At 64.1% G+C, this 23,888-nt stretch carries 24 protein-coding genes; 5 read left to right on the forward strand and 19 right to left on the reverse strand.

What is annotated here, in order from left to right:
• Positions 1 to 6: 6 nt before the first annotated feature.
• The 8 genes from ACIQUG_RS29320 to ACIQUG_RS29355 all read right to left on the reverse strand — a co-directional run bounded on the left by ACIQUG_RS29320 (position 7) and on the right by ACIQUG_RS29355 (position 9,689).
• Positions 7 to 1,434, reverse strand: a complete 1,428-nt coding sequence (locus ACIQUG_RS29320) for a mannose-1-phosphate guanylyltransferase/mannose-6-phosphate isomerase (RefSeq protein WP_402325776.1) — start codon at positions 1,432 to 1,434, stop codon at positions 7 to 9.
• Between the two features lie 187 nt (positions 1,435 to 1,621).
• The gene (locus tag ACIQUG_RS29325) at positions 1,622 to 2,023 is read right to left on the reverse strand and encodes a F0F1 ATP synthase subunit epsilon (protein WP_034803086.1); all 402 of its coding nucleotides are present in this window, start codon (positions 2,021 to 2,023) and stop codon (positions 1,622 to 1,624) included.
• Between the two features lie 120 nt (positions 2,024 to 2,143).
• The gene (gene atpD / locus ACIQUG_RS29330; RefSeq protein WP_043619145.1) at positions 2,144 to 3,661 is read right to left on the reverse strand and encodes a F0F1 ATP synthase subunit beta; all 1,518 of its coding nucleotides are present in this window, start codon (positions 3,659 to 3,661) and stop codon (positions 2,144 to 2,146) included.
• A 24-nt stretch (positions 3,662 to 3,685) separates the two neighbouring features.
• Positions 3,686 to 4,567: a F0F1 ATP synthase subunit gamma gene (locus ACIQUG_RS29335; RefSeq protein WP_043619147.1), complete on the reverse strand. Its 882-nt coding sequence runs from the start codon at positions 4,565 to 4,567 to the stop codon at positions 3,686 to 3,688.
• A 27-nt stretch (positions 4,568 to 4,594) separates the two neighbouring features.
• A complete protein-coding gene (gene atpA / locus ACIQUG_RS29340; protein ID WP_043619148.1) occupies positions 4,595 to 6,124 on the reverse strand; it encodes a F0F1 ATP synthase subunit alpha in 1,530 nt (509 codons plus the stop codon).
• Positions 6,124 to 6,684, reverse strand: coding sequence for a F0F1 ATP synthase subunit delta (locus ACIQUG_RS29345; RefSeq protein WP_305728137.1), 561 nt, complete (start codon positions 6,682 to 6,684; stop codon positions 6,124 to 6,126). The genes atpA and ACIQUG_RS29345 overlap by 1 nt, the downstream gene beginning before the upstream one ends.
• 263 nt (positions 6,685 to 6,947) lie before the next feature.
• A complete protein-coding gene (locus tag ACIQUG_RS29350; RefSeq protein ID WP_043619162.1) occupies positions 6,948 to 7,334 on the reverse strand; it encodes a hypothetical protein in 387 nt (128 codons plus the stop codon).
• Between the two features lie 138 nt (positions 7,335 to 7,472).
• Positions 7,473 to 9,689, reverse strand: coding sequence for a primosomal protein N' (locus tag ACIQUG_RS29355; RefSeq protein ID WP_402325777.1), 2,217 nt, complete (start codon positions 9,687 to 9,689; stop codon positions 7,473 to 7,475).
• 179 nt (positions 9,690 to 9,868) lie between these two features.
• Here ACIQUG_RS29355 and fsa point away from each other — a divergent pair, with 179 nt between their 5' ends.
• Positions 9,869 to 10,522: a fructose-6-phosphate aldolase gene (fsa, locus tag ACIQUG_RS29360; protein ID WP_192450959.1), complete on the forward strand. Its 654-nt coding sequence runs from the start codon at positions 9,869 to 9,871 to the stop codon at positions 10,520 to 10,522.
• Between the two features lie 53 nt (positions 10,523 to 10,575).
• On the opposite strand, the gene ACIQUG_RS29365 is transcribed toward fsa, so the two are convergent.
• Positions 10,576 to 11,709: an AAA family ATPase gene (locus ACIQUG_RS29365; protein WP_402325778.1), complete on the reverse strand. Its 1,134-nt coding sequence runs from the start codon at positions 11,707 to 11,709 to the stop codon at positions 10,576 to 10,578.
• Positions 11,710 to 11,777: 68 nt separating this feature from the next.
• Positions 11,778 to 12,701 (reverse strand): GNAT family N-acetyltransferase, encoded by a 924-nt coding sequence (locus ACIQUG_RS29370; RefSeq protein WP_402325779.1) that lies wholly within the window; start codon positions 12,699 to 12,701, stop codon positions 11,778 to 11,780.
• A gap of 135 nt (positions 12,702 to 12,836) precedes the next feature.
• Between ACIQUG_RS29370 and ACIQUG_RS29375 the strand changes: the two genes are divergently transcribed.
• Positions 12,837 to 13,772, forward strand: coding sequence for a tyrosine recombinase XerC (locus ACIQUG_RS29375; protein ID WP_402325780.1), 936 nt, complete (start codon positions 12,837 to 12,839; stop codon positions 13,770 to 13,772).
• Between the two features lie 99 nt (positions 13,773 to 13,871).
• A complete protein-coding gene (locus ACIQUG_RS29380; RefSeq protein WP_402325781.1) occupies positions 13,872 to 14,957 on the forward strand; it encodes a TraB/GumN family protein in 1,086 nt (361 codons plus the stop codon).
• Positions 14,958 to 15,000: 43 nt separating this feature from the next.
• Here ACIQUG_RS29380 and ACIQUG_RS29385 read toward each other — a convergent pair whose 3' ends face one another.
• Positions 15,001 to 16,239: an MFS transporter gene (locus ACIQUG_RS29385; protein WP_402325783.1), complete on the reverse strand. Its 1,239-nt coding sequence runs from the start codon at positions 16,237 to 16,239 to the stop codon at positions 15,001 to 15,003.
• A 121-nt stretch (positions 16,240 to 16,360) separates the two neighbouring features.
• Between ACIQUG_RS29385 and ACIQUG_RS29390 the strand changes: the two genes are divergently transcribed.
• A complete protein-coding gene (locus ACIQUG_RS29390) occupies positions 16,361 to 16,957 on the forward strand; it encodes a TetR/AcrR family transcriptional regulator (protein ID WP_402325784.1) in 597 nt (198 codons plus the stop codon).
• Here ACIQUG_RS29390 and ACIQUG_RS29395 read toward each other — a convergent pair.
• Positions 16,954 to 17,424 (reverse strand): DUF2867 domain-containing protein, encoded by a 471-nt coding sequence (locus ACIQUG_RS29395; protein ID WP_043613936.1) that lies wholly within the window; start codon positions 17,422 to 17,424, stop codon positions 16,954 to 16,956. The two genes, ACIQUG_RS29390 and ACIQUG_RS29395, sit on opposite strands and share 4 nt — an antisense overlap.
• A 198-nt stretch (positions 17,425 to 17,622) precedes the next feature.
• Between ACIQUG_RS29395 and ACIQUG_RS29400 the strand changes: the two genes are divergently transcribed.
• Positions 17,623 to 18,117, forward strand: a complete 495-nt coding sequence (locus ACIQUG_RS29400; RefSeq protein ID WP_402325786.1) for an acyl-CoA thioesterase — start codon at positions 17,623 to 17,625, stop codon at positions 18,115 to 18,117.
• 148 nt (positions 18,118 to 18,265) lie between these two features.
• On the opposite strand, the gene lpdA is transcribed toward ACIQUG_RS29400, so the two are convergent.
• The 7 genes from lpdA to odhB form a co-directional block, all read right to left on the reverse strand.
• Positions 18,266 to 19,672: a dihydrolipoyl dehydrogenase gene (gene lpdA, locus ACIQUG_RS29405; RefSeq protein ID WP_402325787.1), complete on the reverse strand. Its 1,407-nt coding sequence runs from the start codon at positions 19,670 to 19,672 to the stop codon at positions 18,266 to 18,268.
• A gap of 24 nt (positions 19,673 to 19,696) precedes the next feature.
• Positions 19,697 to 20,449, reverse strand: coding sequence for an SDR family oxidoreductase (locus ACIQUG_RS29410; protein ID WP_402325788.1), 753 nt, complete (start codon positions 20,447 to 20,449; stop codon positions 19,697 to 19,699).
• Positions 20,446 to 20,946, reverse strand: a complete 501-nt coding sequence (locus ACIQUG_RS29415) for a hypothetical protein (protein ID WP_402325790.1) — start codon at positions 20,944 to 20,946, stop codon at positions 20,446 to 20,448. The genes ACIQUG_RS29410 and ACIQUG_RS29415 overlap by 4 nt, the downstream gene beginning before the upstream one ends.
• A 2-nt stretch (positions 20,947 to 20,948) precedes the next feature.
• The gene (locus tag ACIQUG_RS29420) at positions 20,949 to 21,590 is read right to left on the reverse strand and encodes a LysE family translocator (RefSeq protein ID WP_402325791.1); all 642 of its coding nucleotides are present in this window, start codon (positions 21,588 to 21,590) and stop codon (positions 20,949 to 20,951) included.
• Entirely contained in the window at positions 21,587 to 22,012 is a 426-nt protein-coding gene (locus ACIQUG_RS29425; RefSeq protein WP_402325792.1) for a VOC family protein, read from the reverse strand. The genes ACIQUG_RS29420 and ACIQUG_RS29425 overlap by 4 nt, the downstream gene beginning before the upstream one ends.
• A gap of 31 nt (positions 22,013 to 22,043) precedes the next feature.
• Positions 22,044 to 22,457: an MAPEG family protein gene (locus tag ACIQUG_RS29430; protein ID WP_402325794.1), complete on the reverse strand. Its 414-nt coding sequence runs from the start codon at positions 22,455 to 22,457 to the stop codon at positions 22,044 to 22,046.
• A 150-nt stretch (positions 22,458 to 22,607) separates the two neighbouring features.
• The gene (gene odhB, locus ACIQUG_RS29435) at positions 22,608 to 23,849 is read right to left on the reverse strand and encodes a 2-oxoglutarate dehydrogenase complex dihydrolipoyllysine-residue succinyltransferase (protein ID WP_402325795.1); all 1,242 of its coding nucleotides are present in this window, start codon (positions 23,847 to 23,849) and stop codon (positions 22,608 to 22,610) included.
• Positions 23,850 to 23,888 lie beyond the last annotated feature (39 nt).

The following is a 23,888-nucleotide window of genomic DNA, read 5'->3' on the forward strand; positions in this document are numbered from 1 at the left end:
AAGCGCTTAGTTGCGGCCGAATTCGTCCTCGATGCGGACGGTGTCGTCGTCGCCGAGATAGGAACCGGTCTGCACCTCGATCAGCTCCAGCGGGATTTTGCCCGGATTGTGCAGCCGGTGCACCGTGCCCTGCGGAATGAACACCGACTCGTTCTCGTGGAGCAGCCGCGTCTCGCCACCCATGGTGATCTCCGCCGTGCCGCGCACGACGACCCAGTGCTCCGCACGGTGATGGTGCTTCTGCAGCGAGATCTTCTTGCCGGGCGTCACGCGTAGGCGTTTCACCGAGAAGCGCTCACCGTCGGACAGTGCGGCCACCGCGCCCCAGGGACGGTAGGAGGTCGGATGCACTTCCGTCAGCGCCGCGGTTTTGGGAGAACGCGCGAGCGCCTTGACGATATGGCCGACGCTCTGGCTGTCGTCCAGCCGCCCGACATAGACGGCGTCCTCGCCGGCAATGACGGCCACGTCTTCCAGACCCTGGACCGCCAGGTGAATGTCGCGCGACAGCACCAGCGAATTGCGGGTGTTCGAAACCGTCGCCCGGTCCGTGACGACATTGCCGTCGGCATCCTTGCGTCCGGTCTTCCACACCGCATCCCAGCTTCCGAGATCCGACCAGGGGAAGGAAGACGGCACAACGGCGGCATGTTCGGTCTTTTCGAACACCGCGTAGTCGATTGAAATATCAGGTGCTGCAGCAAAGCTCTCGCCGTGCAGCCGGGTGAAGTCGAGATCCCTGTAGGCACCTTCGACGGCGGCCTTGGCTGCGTCGAAGACTTCGGGCGCAAAACGCTTCAACTCGTCGAGAAAGAGCGCCACCGGCAGCATGAACAGGCCGGAGTTCCAGAGGTAGCGCCCGGTCGCGATCATCGCCTCGGCTTTCGCCCGATCCGGCTTCTCGACGAAGCGCGCCACCCGGTTCGCGCCTTCGGCCAGTTCGTCGCCGCATTCGATATAGCCGTAGCCGGTGGCCGGTTCGGTCGGGGTGATGCCGAAGGTCACCAGCTCTCCCCGCTGAGCGGCCGCCTGCGCTCTCAGGATGCAGTCCTCGTAGAGGACGCCGGCGTCGATCTCGTGATCGGAGGCGAGCACCTGCATGATCGCGCCTTCGTCGTAACGGCCAAGCACTGCGAAGGCGGCGGCGGCAAGGGCCGGTGCGGTGTTGCGCGCCACCGGCTCCAGGAGAATGTCGCCGAGCTCGGCCTCGATCGTGCGCGCCTGCTCGGCGACGATGAAGCGAAAGTCGCTGTTGGTGACGACGATCGCAGGCTCGTATCGCGTTCGGTCGCCCACACGCTCGAGCGTCTGCTGGAACAGCGATCGCTCGGAAAGGATCTGCAGGAACTGCTTTGGCGCGGCGGAGCGGGAAAGCGGCCACAGTCGGGTGCCCTTTCCACCGGCCATGATGACAGGAACAATCTTCGACGTCATGCCAGCGGTCTTTCCTCGTGGGCTGCGTGGTCATCGATGAATACAGGATCGACGGTGAAGAATAGCTAAAGTCGCCGACGGGAGCCACCAGCCGCGTTGCAGCGGGAGCGGCCCGGATGAACGCATAAAAAAACCCCGCTCGAAGGCGGGGCTTTGTTTCTGCGCTTCACCCTTCCGGGTGTCCCTTTCAGGCCGGGATGACGATCTCGCCGAGCTTCGTCAGTTCCGCGACGAACTGCTCCAGACGGGTCTTCTTCTCGTCACCGGCGCCTTCCAGCTCGGCGCGAACCGCGTCGATACGGCTTTCGAGAGCCGTGCGGTCGAGTTCATCGACATGAACGGCGGATTCGGCGAGCAGCGTGCAGCCGGTCGGCAGGATGTCGGCAAAGCCGCCAAACACCGCAAAGCGCTCCGTCTTGCCGTCGGCCAGCTTCACCGTGACCACGCCGGGCTTCACCGTCGTCATCGTCGGCGCGTGATTGGCCATCACGGTCATCTCGCCCTCGGTCGCCGGAATGACGACTTCCGTCACCTTTTCGGAGACGAGCAGGCGCTCGGGGGAAACAAGCTCAAAGTTGAAATCGGCCATGACCATTCACTTCTTGTGGGCGCGCCACCTGAGAGGCGGCTGTGCATGTCTTCCCTATCCTTGCGAAAGGACAGGATGAAAGCCTCGGCGCTTGTGCAGCGCCGAGGCTTAACAGTGCTATCAAGCGGCTTCAGCAGCCAGCTTCTTGGCCTTTTCAATCGCTTCTTCGATCGAGCCAACCATGTAGAAGGCAGCTTCCGGCAGGTGGTCGTACTCGCCGTTGACCAGGCCCTTGAAGCCCTTGATCGTGTCTTCGAGAGCGACGAGCTTGCCCGGCGAACCGGTGAAGACTTCGGCGACGAAGAACGGCTGCGACAGGAAGCGTTCGATCTTGCGAGCGCGGGCAACGGCCAGCTTGTCTTCTTCAGACAGTTCGTCCATGCCCAGGATGGCGATGATGTCCTGGAGAGCCTTGTAGCGCTGCAGGGTCGTCTGCACCTTACGCGACACTTCGTAGTGCTCTTCGCCGACGATCATCGGGTCGAGCATGCGCGAGGTCGAGTCGAGCGGGTCAACGGCCGGGTAGATACCCTTTTCGGCGATCGAGCGCGACAGAACGGTCGTTGCGTCCAGGTGGGCGAACGACGTTGCCGGCGCCGGGTCGGTCAAATCGTCGGCCGGAACGTAGATGGCCTGAACCGAGGTGATCGAGCCCTTGGTCGTGGTGGTGATGCGTTCCTGCATCTGACCCATGTCGGTCGCCAGCGTCGGCTGGTAACCCACGGCCGAAGGAATACGGCCGAGCAGAGCCGACACTTCGGAGCCTGCCTGGGTGAAGCGGAAGATGTTATCGACGAAGAACAGAACGTCCTGGCCCTTGTCGCGGAAGTCTTCAGCGATCGTCAGACCGGTCAGAGCGACGCGAGCGCGGGCACCCGGCGGTTCGTTCATCTGGCCGTATACGAGGGCAGCCTTGGAGCCTGCGCCACCGCCGTGCTTGTTAACGCCGGACTCGATCATTTCGTGGTAAAGGTCGTTGCCTTCGCGGGTACGTTCACCCACGCCTGCGAACACCGAGTAACCACCGTGCGCCTTGGCGACGTTGTTGATCAGTTCCATGATGAGAACGGTCTTGCCGACGCCTGCACCGCCGAAGAGGCCGATCTTGCCGCCCTTTGCGTAAGGAGCGAGAAGGTCGACGACCTTGATGCCGGTCACGAGGATCTGCGCTTCCGTCGACTGCTCGACGTAGGACGGCGCTTCCTGGTGGATGGCGCGCTTGCCGGAGGTGACGAGCGGACCGGCTTCGTCAACCGGCTCGCCGATGACGTTCATGATGCGGCCGAGCGTTTCGTCGCCAACCGGAACCGTGATCGGTGCGCCGGTGTCGGTAACCGACTGGCCGCGAACCAGACCTTCGGTCGAGTCCATGGCAATCGTGCGAACGGAGTTTTCGCCGAGGTGCTGTGCGACTTCGAGAACGAGGCGGTTACCGTTGTTGTCGGTCTCCAGCGCGTTCAGGATCTGCGGAAGCTGGCCTTCGTCGAACGCGACGTCGACGACGGCGCCGATGACCTGCGTTACGCGACCGACAGCGCCGGTTGCGGCTGCTGCTGCGGTCTTGGCGGAAGCTGCCTTCCTCGGTGCAGCGGGCTTCTTCTCCGCTGCGGTTTCTTTCGGGGTAGCTGCCTTAGCCATAATCCTTACCCTCTTCTCGTGACCTTAGAGCGCTTCCGCGCCCGAGATGATTTCAATGAGTTCCTTGGTGATCTGAGCCTGGCGCTGACGGTTGTAGTTCAGCGTCAGCTTGTTGATCATCTCACCAGCATTGCGCGTCGCGTTATCCATCGCGCTCATCTTGGCGCCCATTTCGCCTGCGACGTTCTCGAGCAAGGCCCGGAAGATCTGCACCGAAATGTTGCGCGGAATGAGATCGCTGAGGATCGCGCCCGCGTCCGGCTCATATTCGTAGACAGCCGAAGCATCCGATGCTTCCGCTGCGACCGGGCCGGCCGAAGCGGGGATCAGCTGCTGAGCCGTCGGAATCTGGGCGATAACGGACTTGAACTCAGAATAGAACAGCGTGCAGACATCGAACTCGCCCTTTTCGAAGAGCGCGATGACCTTGTGGCCAATCTGGTCGGCGTTTTCAAAGCCGATCTTCTTGACCTCACGCAGGTCGACACGATCGATGATCAGCGACGCGTATTCGCGGCGCAGAATATCGAAGCCCTTCTTGCCGACGCAGATGATCTTGACCGTCTTGCCGGCTGCAAGCAGCTTGCGAACGTGGTCGCGGGCATGACGGGCGATCTGCGAGTTGAAGCCGCCGCAAAGGCCGCGTTCAGCCGTGCAGACGACCAGAAGGTGCGTATCGTCCTTGCCGGTTCCGGTCATCAGCGCAGGCGCGCTGTCGTCCGCGCCAACCGCCTGGGCGATGTTGGCGAGAACGGCAGCCATACGCTGCGAGTAAGGCCGGGCGGCCTCAGCCGCCTCCTGCGCACGCCGAAGCTTCGCCGCGGCGACCATTTTCATCGCCTTGGTGATCTTCTGCGTCGCCTTGACGGAGGCGATCCGGTTCTTCAGATCCTTAAGTGAAGGCATCCGTTATCCGTCCTAACTGAAATCCGCTCAGGCGAAAGACTTGGCGAAGCTGTCGATTGCAGCCTTCAGCTTGCCCTTGACGTCGTCGGAGATCGCCTTGTCCTTGCGGATGGTTTCCAGGATGTCCTTGCCTTCCGAACGCATGTACGAAAGCAGGCCCTGCTCGAACTTGCCGACCTGGTTGACCGGCAGCTTGTCGAGGTAACCGTTGACACCTGCGAAGATGACAGCGACCTGCTCTTCCGTCTTCAGCGGCGAGAACTGCGGCTGCTTCAGGAGTTCGGTCAGGCGGGCACCGCGGTTCAGCAGGCGCTGCGTAGCGGCATCGAGGTCCGAGCCGAACTGCGCGAAGGCGGCCATTTCGCGATACTGGGCGAGTTCGCCCTTGATCGAGCCGGCAACCTGCTTCATCGCCTTGATCTGCGCGGCCGAGCCAACGCGGGAAACCGACAGACCGACGTTAACGGCCGGACGGATGCCCTGGTAGAACAGGTCGGTTTCAAGGAAGATCTGGCCGTCGGTGATCGAGATCACGTTGGTCGGGATGAACGCCGAAACGTCGTTGCCCTGCGTTTCGATGACCGGCAGAGCCGTCAGCGAGCCAGCGCCCATGTCGTCGTTCAGCTTTGCAGCGCGCTCGAGCAGGCGGGAGTGCAGGTAGAAAACGTCGCCCGGGTAAGCTTCGCGGCCCGGCGGGCGACGCAGCAGCAGCGACATCTGACGGTAGGCAACGGCCTGCTTGGACAGGTCGTCGTAGCCGATGAGAGCGTGCTTGCCGTTGTCACGGAAGTATTCGCCCATCGCGCAGCCGGCGAACGGTGCGAGGTACTGCATCGGAGCCGGATCGGAAGCCGTTGCAGCAACGATGATCGAGTACTGCAGGGCGCCGCGCTCTTCCAGAACCTTCACGAACTGGGCAACCGTCGAACGCTTCTGGCCGATTGCGACGTATACGCAATACAGCTTGTCACCATCCGGACCATTGTCGTGAATGGCCTTCTGGTTGAGGATCGTGTCGAGGATGATCGCGGTCTTGCCGGTCTGGCGGTCGCCGATGACGAGCTCGCGCTGGCCACGGCCAACCGGGATCAGAGCGTCGATGGCCTTGAGGCCGGTCGACATCGGCTCATGAACCGACTTGCGCGGAATGATGCCCGGAGCCTTGACGTCAACGCGTGCGCGCTGCTTGGCGTTGATCGGGCCCTTGCCGTCGATCGGGTTGCCGAGCGCGTCGACGACGCGACCGAGCAGCTCCGGACCAACCGGAACGTCCACGATGGCGCCAGTCCGCTTGACGGTGTCGCCTTCCTTGATGTCACGGTCCGAACCGAAAATAACGACACCGACGTTGTCGGCTTCGAGGTTCAGCGCCATGCCGCGAATTCCACCCGGGAATTCGACCATTTCGCCTGCCTGGACATTGTCGAGGCCGTAGACGCGGGCAATACCGTCACCGACGGAAAGCACCTGACCGACTTCGGAGACTTCTGCTTCCTGGCCGAAATTTTTGATCTGATCTTTAAGAATTGCGGAAATTTCCGCGGCGCGGATATCCATCAGCCGACCTCTTTCAGTGCAAGCTTAAGGCTAGAGAGTTTGGTGCGAAGGGAAGTGTCAATCTGGCGGGACCCGACCTTGACGATCAGACCTCCAAGAATAGACGGGTCGACGGTGACGTTGACCGCCACGTCTTTGCCGGTGACGCTCTTCAGCGTCGCCTTCAATTCAGTTTCCTGCGCTGCGGAGAGCGCATGGGCCGACGTGACGTCGGCGGAAATTTCGCCACGATGGCGCGCGGCGATCAGGCGGAACGCCTTGATCATGCCCGGCAGCGCGAAGAGGCGGCGATTGCGGGCAACGACCTTGAGGAAGTTGCCGACGAGCCCGGAGATGCCAGCTTTCGCTGCGACAGCCGAAATGGCCTTGAACTGGTCGTCTGCAGAAAAGACCGGGCTGGCGATCAGCCGCTTCAGATCGTCGCTACCGTCGATCAGGGTCTGGACGCGGGTGAGATCCGCACCGACTGCCTCGACCGAACCGGCGCTGAGCGCGAGTTCAAAAAGCGAGGACGCATATCTTTCTGCAACACCGGAAATAAGCTGGGATGTGTCTGCCACGGGCACAAGCTTCTCTCAATTTCATCCAAGAACCGTGCTGGCGGTGGGCCGTCAACTTAAGCTCTTGAATTTGCTGCAATAATTTGCAGGATATCGAGGCCTGGCGACCCACTTCCCCCGCAATTCGCGGTTCGTCTAGCATAGGATGTTTGGACTCGCAACACGCGAACGGCAGGAATGCGGCATAAGTCGGCCACCTTTGGCCGAATTTTGCCGTAAATTCGGTCCTGCGCTGTGAATCGCGGGGATGCCCGCAATCGCGATCAGATCATGCCGAAGACATAGCCGAGCGGAAGGATGGCGAGCGCCGCCTGAACGATGAGCGCCGCCCAGTTGTAGAGCGTGCTGCCATTGTCGCTCATCATGGAGAGGATTCGGCCGAAGGCGGCAAGCGCAAAGGCAGCCCCGACAGCCAGATAAACCATCGGCTGGGCGAGCAGAATGGCGGCAAGGCCGAGTCCCAGATGCATGCCGCCCATGGTCGAGCGCGCCTCGGCAAGGCCTCCCCGCCGTCCCTCGGCAATGCCGATGCCGGCCAAGCGAAAGGTCAGCCGCGGAGCAAACAGCATGACGACGCCGATCAGCGCTGCCGCCGCCGCCGCACAGAAGGCGAGGAACTCGCCGGTTTCCGTCGGAATATAAAACTCCATGCCCGTTCCCGCAGATGAGCCCGTTGTCATGCCGCCCCGTCGTCGGCCGGAGCGATGCGTCCCTGACCTCTAGCGCATGTCGTCCCGGTTGTGAATCGCCCACGGCCTCTTCAATGCGGCGATCACAGGAAACTTGAACTACAGGAAGCTTTGGGGATCGATGTCGAGCTGGACGCTGATCGAGCCGCGCTCCTTGGGGCCGGCGGCGATCATCGCCTTGACGAAGGCCTGCATGTCGCTGTTGCGCCGGCCATGCACCAGCAGCCGGAAGCGATGCCGCCCGCGCACCAGCGCCAGCGGCGCCTCGGCTGGACCGAGGATGGAAATGCCATCCGTCCGTGGCGCTGCCATCCGCAAGCCGCGCGCATGGCCCTCGGCATCCTGCCGGGTGTCGGCCGAAACGATCAGCGAAGCGAGCCGGCCGAACGGCGGCAGCAGCGCCTTTTCGCGCTCGGCGATCTCGCGGTCGTAGAAGGCGTCGGCATCGCCCGACACGATCGCCTGCATCACCGGATGCTGCGGCTGATAGGTCTGCAGCAACCCTAGGCTCTTGAGACCCGTTCGGCCCGCACGACCCGTCACCTGCGAGAGCAGCTGGAAGGTCCGCTCCGCCGCGCGCGGGTCGCCGTTCGCAAGACCCAGATCCGCATCGACGATGCCGACCAGTGTCATCAGCGGAAAGTTATGGCCCTTGGCGACCAGTTGCGTGCCGATGACGATATCGGCCTCGCCACGCGTGATGGCTTCAAGCTCCAGCCTCAGCCGTTTGACGCCCATCAGGTCGGAAGAAAGCACGATCGTGCGCGCCTCGGGGAAATGCCGCTCCACCTCTTCGGCGATGCGTTCGACCCCCGGCCCGCAGGCGACCAGATGATCGAGCGTGCCGCATTCCGGGCAGGCTTCCGGCGTGCGCTCGGAATAGCCGCACTGGTGGCACTGGATCTGCCCGCGGAAGCGATGCTCGACCAGCCAGCTCGAACAATCCGGGCACTGGAAGCGATGGCCGCAGACGCGGCACAGCGTCAGCGGCGCATAGCCGCGACGATTGAGGAACAGCAGTGCCTGTTCGCCACGCTCGATCGCCTTGCCGACCTGGTTCAAGAGCACCGGCGAGAGAAACCCGCCGCGTGCCGGCGGATGCTGGCGCATGTCGACGACGCCGAGCCGCGGCAGCGCCGCATCGCCGAAACGGGTCGGCAGGTGGATCGGCTTGTAGCGCCCGACGTCGCCATTGACCCGGCTTTCGAGCGACGGCGTCGCCGAGACGAGCACGACGGGAAAGCCGGTGATACGACCACGAACGACCGCCATGTCGCGCGCATTGTAGAAGACGCGATCTTCCTGCTTGTAGGCAGGGTCGTGCTCTTCGTCGACAATGATGAGACCCAGCTCCTCGAAGGGCAGGAACAGCGCCGAACGGGCGCCGGCAACGACGCGGACTGTTCCGGTCGTCACCTGGCGCCAGACCTTTTCACGGGTGCGGGGAGCCAAGTCCGAATGCCACTCGGCGGGCTTTGAGCCAAAACGATCCTGGAAGCGTTCAAGGAAGCTCGACGTCAGCGCGATTTCCGGAAGCAGGATCAGCACCTGCTTGCCCGCCCGAAGTGTCGCAGCGATCGCCTCGAAATAGACCTCGGTCTTGCCGGATCCGGTGATGCCGTCGATCAGCGATACCGAGAAACCGCCCTCCTCGACCGCTGCCAGCAGATCGGCCGCTGCATCCTTCTGCGGGCCTTCGAGCCGGGGGGCGGTAAAATCGGGATCCGGCAGGGCGACGACCGGCGGCGGCGCCATGAAGACGGTCTCGAAGACGCCTTGCTGGGTCAGCCCTTCGATCACGCTCGACGACGTGCCGGCGGCATGCGCCAGCCCCGAGCGTGTCCAGGAAAAGCCGTCGCTGGCGGCGGCGATCACCCGTTCGCGCGCCGCCGTCATGCGCTCCGGCCGCATCTCGGTGAGACGCAGCGCCTCCACCATCGGTTCCGGATCGAACGCGGCGGGTGCGCGGAGCGCCATCCGCGCGACCAGCCCCGGCGGCGTGACGGTATAGGCGGCCACCCAATCGAGAAAGGTCCGCATTTCGCGCGTCAGCGGCGGGCAGTCGAAAGCCTTCTCGATCGTCTTGAGTTTCTTGGCGTCGACGCTCCCGTCATCCTCGCCATCCCAGACCACGCCGACGACGAGGCGGGGGCCGAGCGGCACCTGCACGATCGAGCCCGGCTCGACCGCCATGCCGTCGGGAACCGCATAGGAATAGGCTTTCGGCGCCGGCATGGGCACCAGGACCGGCACGACGCGACGGGCCGAAACGGGCCCGAGCAAATCGCCGAATAAATCGGTTGAATCGCGAGTCATTTTGCCGTGACCTTGCCACGTGTTTCGGTTAAAGAAAACTGCGCTGCGAACCGCAGCCTTGCAGGCCGCAGGGTTTGTCACGGTTCCACCAGAGTTTCAACGCGCGCGATCTCTGCCAACGGAATTCCTCCCCGGTAGATATGCGCCGAACGGCAATCGTGCCCCAAGGGAGTGACCCCATGAAATTTTTCGTTGATACCGCCGACGTCAAGGAAATCCGCGAGCTGAACGATCTCGGCCTTCTCGATGGCGTCACCACCAACCCGTCGCTGATCCTGAAGTCGGGCCGCGACATCACCGAAGTCACCAAGGAAATTTGCTCGATCGTCGAAGGTCCGGTTTCGGCTGAAGTGACCGCGACCGAATACGCCGAGATGATGAAGGAAGCGGCCGTTCTCGCGAAGATCGCCGACAACATCTGCATCAAGCTGCCGCTGACGCTCGACGGCCTGAAGGCCTGCAAGGCGCTGACCTCGGACGGCCACGAGACCAACGTGACCCTGTGCTTCTCGGCCAACCAGGCACTGCTTGCGGCAAAGGCCGGCGCCACCTTCATCTCGCCCTTCGTCGGCCGTCTCGACGACATCGCCTTCGACGGCATGGACCTGATCCGCGAGATCCGCCACATCTACGACAACTACGGCTACGAGACCGAAATCCTCGCGGCTTCGATCCGCACGGTCAACCACGTCAAGGAAGCCGCCCTCATCGGCGCCGACGTCGTCACCGCGCCGCCGGCAACGCTGAAGGCGCTGGTCAAGCACCCGCTGACCGACAAGGGCCTCGAAACCTTCCTGGCCGACTGGGCCAAGACCGGCCAGAAGATCGCCTGATTGTTTCGGGAATGAACAAGAAAACCCCGCAGCGATGCGGGGTTTTTTGTTGCCTACTCGTCGTCGTCCATCAGCCCTGTCAGCCGCATGCCGTCGATCCAGGTGGCGCTGTCCTTGCGGATCACCCGGCGCGGACGGATACCTGAGCGCTGGCGCACTTCTTCCGCCAGTCTTTCCGAATGGGTGACGATCCAGATCTGGCTCTCCCTGGAAGCGCTGACGATCATGTCGGCAAGCGCCGGCAACATGTCCGGATGCAGACTCGTCTCCGGCTCGTTGAGCGCAATGAAGCGCGGCCGGCGGTAGGAGAGCAGTGCGGCCGCGAGCGCCAGAAAACGCATCTGCCCGTCGGAAAGCTCACGCGGCGAAAACGGCCGGCTGGGAAAATCCGGAAAGACCAGCGAGAACTCGGCAAACTGCCCGGGCTCGGGAACATCGAGATAGGCACCGCCGAAAGCGTCGGCCACCGCCCGGTCGAGGTCGACCGTATCCTCGCGCGTGTGGCGGAGCGTGGCGAACACCGCCGCCATGTTGACGCCCGTCTCGTCGAGCATTGGCGCCGTCACCGCAAGGCAGGGCAGCCGCAGCGGCGAATCGCGGTCGGTGCGGAAGCCGTGAAAGAAGCGCCACTGCTCGACCGCACGGCGGAAAGTGCCGACCTCAGGGTAGTGTCCGGCGTCGCCGAGCAGCGAGATCGCCGTCTCGGACGTCAGCGCCTGCTCCGGATAGTCCTCCATCCGCCCGCGTTCGCCGCGCACGAAGATGCCGGGGCCGGAGCGTTTCATCATCGTCACCGGCCGGCGACCGGTTTCTACCGTCAGCTCCTCTTCCTTCACTTGCGGCTCATAGGCGAAACCGGCGGCGGGCAGGGGCGGACGCAGCCCGGCCTCGATGCGATAGCGGAAGGTGATCGCCCGTTCCTCGTCCAGAAGCTCGGTTTCCAGCCTTATGCGGACCGGCTTGTCGGCGCGCCGACGGCCGCTCCAGAGCGCCGAGGACATACCGCCCTCCTCGGCAATCTCACGCGCCAGCGTGCCGCGCGTGGCGGCTTGCACGAGTTGAAGCGCGCGATAGAGATTGGACTTTCCGACGCCGTTTTCGCCGATGAACAGGTTGACCCCGGTCAGATCCATACGGATCGACTTCAGCGAACGGTAGTTTTCCGCGAACATGGATTGAAGCTGCATGGCTCAGACCTAGCCGATCCGCCGCGCGGGGTGAAGCCCGCCAGCTTTTTCGTGAACCATGACGGTCGCTAGAGCGCGGCCGCCGTTTGCAGCCGAGGCTTGAACGCCGCGTCGGCATCCATCGCCAGATCGAAGACAGTGTGCCGTTCGAGCGCCTTCGTCACCTCGCCAGCTTCCCCTTCCAGTGCTTCGGGCGGGATCATGTTGCCGATGCGAAAATCGAAGAGATCGCCCTTCTTGTTCAGCAGTTCGTGGAACACGGTCATGTCGCGCAGTTCGGTCGACCATTTGGCGAACCAGTAGAACAGGCCGGAATTGCGGGCGCTCATATGCACCGGCAGGATCGGCAGGCCGTATTTGCGCGCAAAGCCCACGGCCGACGTCTTCCATGGCCGCTCGTTGAGGCAGCCATCGGCCCAATAGGCGATGCGCCCGGAAGGAAAGAGCACGGTCGCCTTGCCCTCGCCGATCGCCCGGTTGGTGACCTGCAGCGTCTCGCGCGCCTTCAGCTTGCTCTTGTGTTCCTCACGCCATTCGACCGGAATGACCATCTCGACGAAACGCGGATTGACGCGAATGGCGTCACGATTGGCGAAGAACATCATGTCCGGCCGCCGGCTCTTCAAGAGATCGAAGACGGCAATGCCGTCGGCGATGCCGGTCGGGTGGTTGCTGACGAGCAGGAAGCCACCCTTGGCAGGAATGCGCTCGGCCCGGTCGACCCGCACCTCCAGCGAGAGCAGCGAACTCAGATGCTCGAAGGCCTGAAAACCCGGCATGTTGGCAACCGCGTCGGCAAACTCGTGCGCCTTGCGGTAATTCAGCAGCGTATAGAGAAAAGGCCGCATGAGCGGCCAGAGAGGGCTCTTGACGATCCGCTGACCACGCTCCGCAATCAGGGTGTCGACGATGTGGCCAGGCTGCCCCTGGGAGACCAGGGCGATCACTTCAGCAAAATGCGCGATTCCGTTCACCGAATCCCGTCCCGCCATAGTCCGATCCGTTTGTTTGCGGCTGACCATCGCAATTCTATATGATCGAAGAATGACAAATTCCAAGGGTGCATTAGCAAAAACCTAAGACGCGTCAGGGCATTGTCGCGGGCGGACCATCAATGGAAAGCGACAATGAACGAGCTCCTCGTCATCGGCCATCCGGAGCTTCTTGCCGAGCGTCAGCGCTGGCTTGACGGGCTCATGCGGGAGCGCCGCCTCTCCGACAACACCGTCGAGGCCTATGAGCGCGACACCCGGCAATTCCTGACGTTTCTCACCGGCCATCTCGCCGGGCCGCCGCGGCTTTCCGACATCCGTACACTGAGGCCGGCCGACCTTCGCGGCTTCCTCGCCCAGCGTCGCAAGGGCGGCGCCGGCGCCCGCACGCTCGGCCGCGGGCTGGCCGGGCTTCGCTCTTTCCTGCGCTATCTCGAGCGCAACGGCCTTGCCAATGCGGCCGGTGCGGCCGCGGTGCGCTCGCCCAAACAGCCTAAATCCCTGCCGAAGCCGCTCACCGACCGTGACGCGCTGACTGTCGTAACGTCGCAGGCGCAGCTTGCCGAGGAGCCCTGGATCGCCGCGCGCAACGCAGCGGTGCTGACCTTGCTCTACGGCTGCGGCCTGCGCATTTCCGAGGCGCTCGGCCTCACGCCGTCGGAATTTGCCGGCATGCCCACGTCGCTGCGCATCGTCGGCAAGGGCGACAAGACGCGCATCGTGCCGCTGATCGAAGCGGCGCGTGAGGCCGTCGCCACCTACTTGAAGCTCTGCCCCTACCCGATCGCCGCGGATGCGCCGCTGTTCCTCGGCGCGCGCGGTGCCAAGCTGCAGCCGGCGATCATCCAGCGTGAAATGCAGAAGCTGCGCGGCGCGCTCGGGCTGCCCGAGACCGCAACGCCACATGCGCTGCGCCACTCCTTCGCCACCCATCTGCTGGCCGGCGGCGGCGATCTCAGGACCATTCAGGAACTGCTCGGCCATGCCAGCCTGTCGACCACCCAGGTCTATACCGGCGTCGATTCGGCGCGGCTTCTGGAGATCTACGACCGCGCCCACCCACGCGCCTGATTTTCGGCGAAAGGATGCATTAACCATGCCCGTTAGGGAAGCCGTGACCGGCCCGGGCCTAGGGTCGGGTATCGACCATGCGACTGTCAGGGAAGAACGATGACCGCCTTTGCGAGACCTCAGCAAAATCTGCCGCGGCACCTGCTTGCGCGGCTCGCCGACGGCGCACTTTGGCTGGTCGCCCTGCTGCATGTCCTGCTCGCCGCCTGCCTCATCGTCGCTCTCGCCTTTGTCGCTGAGGCCGATGCCGCAGAGGTGGAATGCGGCGGCACGAACGTTCTGACCGCGCTTGCAAAATCCGATCCGACGAAACTGGCCGCGCTCGAAGCGGAAGCCGCCGCCATCCCGAACAGCAAGGGCATCTTCTGGAAGATTGAGAAGGACGGTGTCGCGCCGTCCTGGCTGCTCGGCACGATGCACGTCACCGATCCGCGCGTGCTGGCCCTGCCGACCGAGGCGCCCGCCGCCTTCGAGGCAGCCTCGACCGTCATCGTCGAATCGGACGAGATCATCGACGAGAAGAAGTCGGCCGCCGCGATCCTGATGCGTCCCGATCTCACCATGCTTCCCGACAACAAGACGATCGCAGACTTCCTGAAGCCCGACGACCGCGAACAGCTCGAAACGGGCCTCAAGGCACGCGGCATTCCGTTGCCCCTGGTTTCACGCATGAAACCCTGGATGATCGCGAGCTTCGTCGCGCTGCCCGCCTGCGAAATGAGCCGCAAGGCCGCGGGCGCCTCCTTCCTCGACAAGAAGATCGCCGAGGATGCGGTCAGTCAGGGCAAGACGCTGAAGGGCCTGGAAACCCTGGTCGAACAGCTCGCCGCCATGGACTCGCTGCCGACCGAACTGCACCTGCGCGCCCTCATCGAGACGCTCGCGCTCGGAAAGACCATCGACGACGTCTTCGCGACGATGACCGATCTCTATCTCTCCGGCGACACCGGCATGATCATGCCGATGATGAAAGCCGTGTCGGACAAGAGCGCCGAGGATTTCGGCTATGCCGACTTCGAGCAGCGCATCATCGTCGACCGCAACAAAACCATGGCGACACGCGCCCAACCGATCCTGAAGGATGGCGGCGCCTTCATGGCCGTCGGCGCACTTCACCTGCCGGGCAAGGAAGGCCTGGTCGAACTGCTGCGCGCCCAGGGCTTTACGGTCACGCGCGCCAACTGACGGGTAGGCCGGCAACGGACGCCGCCGGCACATTGCCCCCGCCTCAGTCCTGCGCACCGGCGCGCGAAGCGACCTCGGCTGCCCCCGCGTTGGCACCATCGCCCTCAATCCGCGACAGGCCGCGATAGCCCCAGAACGCAGCGCCAAGGATCAGGACACCAGCGGCGAGCGCAATGGTGAAGCCGGCCTGAACGCCGAAGCGCGCGACCACGCCCCCTGACACCGCGGCACCCGCCGCAACCCCGATCCCGAGGCCCGTGGTCAACCAGGTCAGCCCTTCTGTCAGCTTCGATGGCGGCACGGCGGTTTCGCCGATGCTCAAGGCGACGATCATCGTCGGCGCAAAGAACACGCCCGAAACGAACATCATCGTCGCAAGGCTGCCGATCCCGCCGGCAAAGAGCAACGGCAATGTGGTAGCGGCCGTCATGCCCGCCCCGATCAGGAACAGCTTCGCCAAAGGCAGGCCGATCCTGATGGCGCCGAACGCCAGGCCGGCGATGCAGGAACCGAGCGCATAGACGGAGAGCACGAGGCTCGCTGCCGCCGGTCGCCCTTCGGCCTCGGCAAAGGCGACGCTGACCACGTCGATCGTGCCGACGATCACGCCCATGCCGGCAAGCGCGACGATCAGGACGCGCAGCGCAGGGTAGCGAAGGACCGAACCGGGCGCCATCGTCTCCGCCGGCTTGACCGGTGGCTCGGTGCCCTTCTGCAGCACGAAGGCGGTGACCCCGATAGCGAGGCACGCGGCGGCGGCCAGCGGCCCGGCCTCGGGAAACAGGCCGACGCTTAAGCCCACTGCGATGGGCGGGCCGACGATGAAGCAGATCTCGTCGAAGACCGATTCGAGCGAAAAGGCGGTCTTGAGCTCCGGGCGACCGCGATAGAGCTCGGTCCACCGCGCCCGGGTCATCGCCGACATGCTCGGCGTGCACCCGGCAATTACTGCAAAGACGAAGAGCGTCCAGTCCGGCGCTCGCCAATGGGTCGAGGCGAGGAGGGCCGACGTGCCGAGAAGGCTGAGCGCTGCGGCAACCGGCAGCACGCGGCTCTGGCCGAAGCGATCGACGAGTCGGGAAACCTGCGGCGCCAGCAGCGCCGAGGCCAGCGTGAAGGCGGCGGCCACACCGCCGGCCAGGCCGTAGCTGCCGCGGGACTGGGCGAGCATGGTGATGATGCCGATGCCCATCATCGACAGCGGCAGGCGTGACACCAATCCCGCCAGGGTGAAGCCCACGGTGCCTTTGGCGGCAAAGATCTGTGCGTAGGGATTGGCCATGGAAGCTCCTGCAATGGGTGTTTTAGCGCCGTCGCATTAACATACGCAGCGTATGCAAGTGATATTGACATACGTCACGCATGTCAATTAGCATACGCACCGTATGCAAAAGGAGTTACCGATGACGAGGCGCGCGCGCAGCGACATGATCGCGGAAACGAAGGCAAAGCTGATCGCCGCTGCCCGGGAAGCGTTCACCCGAAGCGGCTACGCGGAGACGTCGATGGACGATTTCACCGCCGCCGCCGGGCTCACGCGCGGCGCGCTCTATCATCACTTCGGCGACAAGAAGGGCCTGCTGCGTGCGGTCGTGGAGACCCTGGACGGCGAGATGGATACACGGCTCGACGCAGCCTCCGCGACCCCGGACCCGTGGGACGGTTTCGTGCGCCGCTGCAGGCTCTATCTGGAGATGGCGCTCGAGCCGGAAATCCGGCAGATCGTCTTGAAGGATGCCCCGGCCGTACTCGGCGCAAGCATGTTGGAACCGAGCCGGCGCCAATGCCTCACGTCGCTTGCCGCCAGGCTTTCGGCGATGATGGCCGCCGGTGTCGTGCGGAAAGGAGACACGGAGACGTTGGCGCGGCTGATCAATGGCGCGCTCACCGACGCGGCGCTCTGGATTGCCGAGGCGGACGATCCGGCCCTGCGCCTCACCAGCGCACGCGACAATCTCGACCTGCTTTTGTCCGGGCTGAGAACCGAAATCCGGGCTTAGGGACCTGCCACCCGCGAAAGAAGTGTCGGCACGATCGCCTTGTGAAACGGCGTAACGGCCATGAGGTAAACCCGTCCGAGCGTGTTGTGCCTGCGCACGAGCGTGGTGACGCCGACGATCTGGTTGACCGCTGATCCCGCCCTGACATCGACGACGATGCGGAAATCGAGATGCTTGTCGTCGAAGCCGAGCACCACTTCGTCATCGCTCTTCGATACGACCGGAAACGCACCGATCAGTCCCAGGCGGCTGGAGGGCGCCGCCGACTTCAGGCCGACGACCGAGACGATGCGGTTGCGCAGGCCCAGCAGCACGCGGACCCACCGCGGCGACCGGCCAAGCGAACGTTCGGCGGCTTCCGCCGCAGTCACGCCCTTGCCGTCAAGCGCAAGCTCGAAGCGGTCGGCCCAGTCGGCATCCGGTAGGTGCCGGCTCGGCAACGATATGGCCACGGCTCTCGGTTTCATCTTTCCTCCTGACGCGCGCGTCGTCTGTCCTTGCGGACATGATTGCGCCCTCCCCCGTGCCTGGACAGAAGACCGCTTGTCACAGCCCTCGGGCCAATCGTCACATCCCCTCGTCCAGAGCCCCCGCACTCCGCCCCTTCCCTTCGCTCCGGCAAGCTGCATAACTCAGGCGGAACGCTGCAAATCTGGAGATGGACAATGGAAACCAGCTACGACACACGCGAACTCGAAATGGTCGTGCTGATGACGCCGGATATGGCGAACTTCAGCGGCAAGGTCCATGGCGGCGCGCTGCTCAACCTCCTCGATCGCGTGGCCTTCTCCTGTGCCTCGCGCTATTCGCAGCAATATGCCGTGACGCTCTCGGTCGACCAGGTCACCTTCCGCCAGCCGATCCATGTCGGCGAGCTCGTCACCTTCCGTGCAGCCGTCAACAATGCCGGCCGCACTTCGATGGAAATCGGCATCCGGGTCGAGGCCGAAAACATCCGCAGCGGCGAGCGCCGCCACACCAATTCCTGCTATTTTACCATGGTCGCCGTCGATGCCGACGGCAGCCCGACGCCTGTCCCTGCCCTTGTCACCGACACAGCCGACCGCAAACGCCGGCAGCGCGCTGCCGAGGCACGGCGCAGCCTGAGGCGCGAGTTCGAGGAGCGCTTCCATGCCCTCAGGTCCGCTTCGGAAGAATGATACGGTCGCTTGCGAACAGGACTGCCGATGGCGACAATGTCAGCGGGCGCCGACGCCACTGAGTGAGCAATGGCCACAAGGGGCAGCCGGCACGCACGAAACGCGCCGGGAACAAGGGGCCGCGTGATCGCAGCCCCCTGCATGTTCCTTACATGTGGATCGGCTTGAAGAACGTCGACAGCGCCGCTTCCTTGACCGCTTCCGACATGGTCGGGTGTGCGTGGCAGGTGCGGCCGAGGTCTTCCGACGAACCGCCGAACTCCATCAGCACGGCGATCTCGTGGATCATCTCGCCGGCGCCGAAGCCGACGATATGGCCGCCGAGCACCCGGTCGGTTTCCTTGTCGGCGAGGATCTTGACGAAACCGTCGGTCACCTGCATCGCCCGTGCGCGGCCGTTGGCCGTGAACGGGAACTTGCCGACCTTGTAGGCAACGCCCGCGGCCTTCAGCTCTTCCTCGGTCTTGCCGACGGAGGCGACTTCCGGCTGGGTGTAGACGACCCCGGGGATCACGTCATAGTTCACGTGACCCGCCTGACCGGCGAGGATTTCAGCAACGGCGACACCTTCGTCCTCGGCCTTGTGGGCGAGCATCGGGCCGCGCACGACGTCGCCGATCGCGTAGATGCCGGCAACGCTCGTCTGGAAGTGGTTGTCGATCTCGACACGACCGCGCTGGTCCATGACGACGCCGGCCGTATCGAGGCCGAGGCCATCGGTGTAGGGGCGGCGGCCGGTGGCGATCAGCACCACGTCGGCATCGAGCGTCACGGCGTCACCGCCCTTGACCGGCTCGAAGGTCACCTTGGCGCCCTTGCCGTCCTTGACGACGCCGGTCACCTTGGCGCCGAGCTTGAAGTCCATGCCCTGCTTGGCCAGCATGCGCTGGAACTGCTTGGAGACTTCGCCGTCCATGCCGCCGAGGATCGAATCGAGATACTCGACAACGGTGACCTTGGCGCCGAGACGGGCCCAGACCGAGCCGAGTTCGAGACCGATGACACCGCCGCCGACGACGATCATGTTGGCCGGAACCTTTTCGAGCGCGATGCCGCCGGTGGACGAGATGATGACCTTCTCGTCGATGTCGACCTTGACGCCCGGGATGCCGGCAACGTCGGAGCCGGTGGCGATCACGATGTTCTTGGTTTCGAGGATCTGTTCCTCGCCCTTGTCGTTGGTGACGGAGACCTTGCCCTGGCCGAGCACCTTGCCGGTGCCCTGGATGCCGTCGATCTTGTTCTTCTTGAACAGGAACGAGACGCCGTCGACGTTGGCCTTAACGGTCGCGTCCTTGTGCGCCATCATCTTTTCGAGGTTCAGCTTCGGTGCTGCGACTTCGACACCAAGTGCATCGACGCCGTGAGCGACCTGATGGAACACCTCGGAGGCATGCAGAAGCGCCTTCGACGGGATGCAGCCGATGTTGAGGCAGGTGCCGCCGTAGGTGGCGCGCTTCTCGACGACGCCGACCTTCAGGCCGAGCTGAGCCGCCTTGATGGCGCAGACATAGCCGCCCGGGCCGCTGCCGATAACGATGAGATCATAAGCCATTAGAATATCCTTCCTTCAGGACGGTTACCGTCCGCCGCTGACATTGAGAATTGCCCCCGTCACATAAGTCGCCTTATCCGACAGGAGGTAGAGAACCGCGTCAGCGACTTCCTCGGCCGTGCCGGGTCGCTGAACGGGAATGGTGGAGGCAAGATCACGCGCCCGGTCCGGCAGACCGCCGGAGGCATGGATCTCGGTATCGATGATGCCGGGGCGGATCGCGTTGACGCGGATGCCCTCGGTCGCGACCTCGCGTGCAAGGCCAATGGTAAGCGTGTCGATCGCGCCCTTTGAGGCGGCGTAGTCGACATATTGTCCTGGCGAGCCGAGCGTGGCGGCAACCGAGGAGATGTTGACGATGACGCCGCCGTGATGCCCGTAACGTGTCGACATGCGCCGGACGGCCTCCGCCGCACAGCGGATGGAACCGGTGACGTTGATGCGGAACATGCGTTCGAGCCGCTCGGGCGACATTTCGTCGACCCGTTCGGTCGGGCCGACAATGCCGGCATTGTTGACGAGACCGTCCAGCCGACCGAAGGCGGCATCGACAGCCGCAAAGATCGCCTGGATATCCGCCTCGGAGCCGACATCGCCCTGAACCGCGATCGCCGTGCCGCCGGCCCGCTCTATCGCGCCGACGACCGCATCGGCCGCATCGCGGTTCGACGCGTAATTGACGGCGACCCGCCAGCCCGCTTTTGCGGCGCCAAGGCAGATCGCCGCGCCGATGCCGCGGCTGCCGCCGGTCACAAGGAGAACAGGGCCAGCGCTCATGCGGCGCATCCCTTGAAGGTGGAGGCGTCCCAGCTGTCGGCCTCGGCCTTGCCCTTGCCCCATGCGGTCGACGCGCGAAGAGACGGGCCGAAATCGGGAAGCAGCAGTTGCTCGGCCGCTGTCTCGGTCTCCTGCGGGATCTCGCTGATCGCGCCGGCCTTGTCGAGCGCGTAGACGACACCCTGCCACACCGTGCAGGCACGCAGCTCCTCGCCGGTCGCATCCCCCTCCGGGCAATTGTGCATGATCAGCCCGGTCGCCCGTTCCGGCTCGCCCGCCGGCATCACGACGCCATCGAGCAGCAGGCCGGGCTTCAGCACCGCCACCTTGAAGTGGTTGCTGGTCGCCGCACTCGCCGATCCGACCGGCTCGAAGCGCAGTTCATAGCCCCCATCGCGGTCGCCGTAGATCGCGTGCGACTGCTTGCAGTCGGCGGCGATCGCCGGCGCAGCAAAGACAAGGCCGAACAGGGCTGAAAGGAGACGACCGGAGAGCATGATCAGACAGCCTTCTCCGTTGCAAGCTTGAGGCCGAGCGCGATGAACACCACGCCGCTGGCGCGGTCGATCCACTTGCTGGCGCGAGTGAAGGCGGCGCGCATGCGCGGCGTCGTCATGAACATGCTGACGCCGACGAACCACGCGATCAGGCAGATTGCCATGACAAGGCCGTATCCGAACTTGATCATCATCGGCGTATGGGCGTGAACGACCGTCGAGAAGATCGACAGGAAGAAGAACACCGGCTTGGGGTTGAGCGCGTTGGCGGCAAAGCCGAGGCCGAAGGCCTTGGCCGCCGACTGGCCCTTGATCGACCCGTTGCCTTCCGTGTGGTCGACCTTGATCTCCGTCTGGCCGGCGCGCAGCGCCTTGATGCCGATATAGATCAGGTAAGCGACACCGCACCATTTGACGATGTTGAACAGATAGATCGACTGCGAAATGATCAGCCCGAGGCCGAGGATCGTGTAGGTCACATGGAACATCAGCGACGTGCCGATGCCGAAGGACGTGATGATCGCCGGGCGGCGGCCATGCACGATCGACTGGCGCATGACCATGGCAAGGTCCGCGCCGGGGGAGACGATGGCGAAGGCGAAGATCGCCATCAGCGATGCGAGTTCGAAGAAATACTGGCTCATGGGTTTGCGACCGGTGCGTTGAAGGCCCAGACGTGGCCGAAGGGATCCTTTATGCGCGCGTAGCGTGCGTGCCAGAAGGTATCCTGCGGCTCCAGAACTGTCGATGCCCCGGCGGCCATCGCCCGGTCGTAGGCAGAGTCGACGTCGGCCGGCTTCGCCAGGTTGATGCTGATCGCAACGCCGGTGCCACCGATCGTGTTGGGCGACAGCACGCTGCCGCCGAATTCGGGGAACTCGTCGTGCAGCATCACTTCGCCGCCGTAGATCGCCAGATTGGCGTGCATGACGCGCTTGCCGTCCTCGGCCATCGCGTGGAAGGTGTTCACCGCACCGAGCGCCTTCTCGTAAAAAGCGATCGCAGCAAGCCCGTCCTTGACGCAGATATGCGCCTGGATCGGCGGAACGTCGGGTCCGAATGCCATGCCGGTCTCCTCTTGCCTTGTCGCCGGGATGCTATGCCATGAGCCGGACGACCATCAACACAAGCGCGATGATCGACACGAACCAGACGAGGGTACGCAAGACCGGAATACCGGCCACGTAGAGAACGGTGTAAACCACCCGCGCCAGAAGCCAGGTCGCCGCGCCGATGGCGCCAAGACCACCGGTCTTGCCGGTCACCGCCAGCGCAAGGGCCAGAGCGACGAAGGCCGGATAGGTCTCCAGCATGTTGTGAAGCGAGCGCAGCAGACGACCGGACACCACGCTCTTGGGCGCCCGTTGCTCGTCGCGCGGGCCGAGCAGGTATCTGATCGTGAAATCGCCGGACAGATCGAGCGACAGCGCCTGCACCAGGATATGCGCGATCAGGAATACCACGCTCCAGCCAAGCACCCAGATTTCAGTCGACGCTGCAGCGGCTTCCATCATCCCTCGCAATCGCAGGAGCGGTTCGGATCGGCATCAGCGGCCCCGAGGGCCACTCTCCCCGGCCAGGCCGCAGAGACAGACTTCGCCGCGCGTGCTTGCACACGGCGATCGGCGGGGGCGCCAAAGGGCCCCCGCCGTTTCCGGATGTTAGAGATCGAGAACCAGACGTTCCGGATCTTCCAGGCTTTCCTTGACGCGGACGAGGAAGGTCACGGCTTCCTTGCCGTCGACGATGCGGTGATCGTAGGAGAGCGCGAGGTACATCATCGGACGGATGACGACCTGGCCGCCGATGGCGACCGGACGCTCCTGGATCTTGTGCATGCCGAGGATGCCCGACTGCGGCGCGTTGAGGATCGGCGAGGACATCAGCGAACCGTAGACACCACCGTTGGAGATGGTGAAGGTGCCGCCCTGCATGTCGGCCATCGACAGTGCGCCGTCACGGGCAGCCTTGCCGAGACGGCCGATGTCCTTTTCGACCTCGGCGATCGACATCTGGTCGGCATCGCGAACGATCGGAACGACAAGACCCTTGTCCGTGCCGACGGCGACGCCGATGTGGCAGTAGTTCTTGTAGATGATGTCGGTGCCGTCGATCTCGGCGTTGACGGCCGGGATTTCCTTCAGCGCGTGGGTGACGGCCTTGGTGAAGAAGCCCATGAAGCCGAGCTTCACGCCGTGCTTCTTTTCAAAGATGTCCTTGTACTTGTTGCGCAGCGACATGACGGCGCTCATGTCCACCTCGTTGTAGGTGGTGAGCATGGCGGCAGTGTTCTGCGCGTCCTTGAGGCGGCGGGCGATCGTCTGGCGCAGGCGGGTCATCTTGACGCGCTCTTCGCGAACGACGTCTTCCGCCGTCGAAGGTGCACGGGCCTGGACCTTGGCCGGCTCGGACGCGGCCGGGGTCGAGATGCCCTTGGCAACGGCAGCAAGCACGTCGCCCTTCAGCACCTGGCCACGCTTGCCGGAACCGTCGACCTGGTCGGCCGAGAGGTTGTTTTCGGCAAGCAGCTTGCCGGCCGACGGTGCCGGTGGCATCGACGAGGCGGCCGGTGCTGCAACAGCAGCCGGGGCAGCCGGAGCGGCAGCAGCCGGCTCGGCCTTCTTTTCAGCGGCAGCGGCCGGAGCGGCAGCAACGGCGCCGGCGGCACCTGCAGCGATCTGGCCGAGCAGCGCGCCGAGACCGACGGTCTCGCCGGCCTGCGCGACGATTTCCGAGAGCGTGCCTGCGGCCGGCGCCGGAACTTCGATCGTCACCTTGTCGGTTTCGAGTTCGAGCAGGGGTTCATCGGCCTTGATGGCGTCGCCGACCTTCTTGAACCAGGTGCCGACGGTCGCTTCGCTGACGGATTCGCCAAGGGTGGGAACGCGGATTTCTGTTGCCATGATTTTTGTTCCGTTGATCAGATATCTGTTTCTATTGGC

It is taken from the genome of Ensifer sp. NPDC090286, from assembly GCF_044769565.1.
Classification (GTDB): domain Bacteria; phylum Pseudomonadota; class Alphaproteobacteria; order Rhizobiales; family Rhizobiaceae; genus Ensifer.

What these genes read in the sequence shown, in the direction of transcription:
- ACIQUG_RS29380 (WP_402325781.1), top strand. Translation starts at nt 13,872, where the DNA reads ATGACCGCCTTTGCGAGACCTCAGCAAAATCTGCCGCGGCACCTGCTT.
- ACIQUG_RS29325 (WP_034803086.1), bottom strand. Translation starts at nt 2,023, where the DNA reads ATGGCCGATTTCAACTTTGAGCTTGTTTCCCCCGAGCGCCTGCTCGTC.
- ACIQUG_RS29400 (WP_402325786.1), top strand. Translation starts at nt 17,623, where the DNA reads ATGGAAACCAGCTACGACACACGCGAACTCGAAATGGTCGTGCTGATG.
- ACIQUG_RS29335 (WP_043619147.1), bottom strand. Translation starts at nt 4,567, where the DNA reads ATGCCTTCACTTAAGGATCTGAAGAACCGGATCGCCTCCGTCAAGGCG.
- ACIQUG_RS29430 (WP_402325794.1), bottom strand. Translation starts at nt 22,457, where the DNA reads ATGGAAGCCGCTGCAGCGTCGACTGAAATCTGGGTGCTTGGCTGGAGC.
- lpdA (WP_402325787.1), bottom strand. Translation starts at nt 19,672, where the DNA reads ATGGCTTATGATCTCATCGTTATCGGCAGCGGCCCGGGCGGCTATGTC.
- ACIQUG_RS29385 (WP_402325783.1), bottom strand. Translation starts at nt 16,239, where the DNA reads ATGGCCAATCCCTACGCACAGATCTTTGCCGCCAAAGGCACCGTGGGC.
- ACIQUG_RS29415 (WP_402325790.1), bottom strand. Translation starts at nt 20,946, where the DNA reads ATGCTCTCCGGTCGTCTCCTTTCAGCCCTGTTCGGCCTTGTCTTTGCT.
- ACIQUG_RS29370 (WP_402325779.1), bottom strand. Translation starts at nt 12,701, where the DNA reads ATGGCGGGACGGGATTCGGTGAACGGAATCGCGCATTTTGCTGAAGTG.
- atpA (WP_043619148.1), bottom strand. Translation starts at nt 6,124, where the DNA reads ATGGATATCCGCGCCGCGGAAATTTCCGCAATTCTTAAAGATCAGATC.
- odhB (WP_402325795.1), bottom strand. Translation starts at nt 23,849, where the DNA reads ATGGCAACAGAAATCCGCGTTCCCACCCTTGGCGAATCCGTCAGCGAA.
- fsa (WP_192450959.1), top strand. Translation starts at nt 9,869, where the DNA reads ATGAAATTTTTCGTTGATACCGCCGACGTCAAGGAAATCCGCGAGCTG.
- ACIQUG_RS29395 (WP_043613936.1), bottom strand. Translation starts at nt 17,424, where the DNA reads ATGAAACCGAGAGCCGTGGCCATATCGTTGCCGAGCCGGCACCTACCG.
- ACIQUG_RS29355 (WP_402325777.1), bottom strand. Translation starts at nt 9,689, where the DNA reads ATGACTCGCGATTCAACCGATTTATTCGGCGATTTGCTCGGGCCCGTT.
- ACIQUG_RS29365 (WP_402325778.1), bottom strand. Translation starts at nt 11,709, where the DNA reads ATGCAGCTTCAATCCATGTTCGCGGAAAACTACCGTTCGCTGAAGTCG.
- atpD (WP_043619145.1), bottom strand. Translation starts at nt 3,661, where the DNA reads ATGGCTAAGGCAGCTACCCCGAAAGAAACCGCAGCGGAGAAGAAGCCC.
- ACIQUG_RS29375 (WP_402325780.1), top strand. Translation starts at nt 12,837, where the DNA reads ATGAACGAGCTCCTCGTCATCGGCCATCCGGAGCTTCTTGCCGAGCGT.
- ACIQUG_RS29420 (WP_402325791.1), bottom strand. Translation starts at nt 21,590, where the DNA reads ATGAGCCAGTATTTCTTCGAACTCGCATCGCTGATGGCGATCTTCGCC.
- ACIQUG_RS29425 (WP_402325792.1), bottom strand. Translation starts at nt 22,012, where the DNA reads ATGGCATTCGGACCCGACGTTCCGCCGATCCAGGCGCATATCTGCGTC.
- ACIQUG_RS29390 (WP_402325784.1), top strand. Translation starts at nt 16,361, where the DNA reads ATGACGAGGCGCGCGCGCAGCGACATGATCGCGGAAACGAAGGCAAAG.
- ACIQUG_RS29320 (WP_402325776.1), bottom strand. Translation starts at nt 1,434, where the DNA reads ATGACGTCGAAGATTGTTCCTGTCATCATGGCCGGTGGAAAGGGCACC.
- ACIQUG_RS29410 (WP_402325788.1), bottom strand. Translation starts at nt 20,449, where the DNA reads ATGAGCGCTGGCCCTGTTCTCCTTGTGACCGGCGGCAGCCGCGGCATC.
- ACIQUG_RS29350 (WP_043619162.1), bottom strand. Translation starts at nt 7,334, where the DNA reads ATGGAGTTTTATATTCCGACGGAAACCGGCGAGTTCCTCGCCTTCTGT.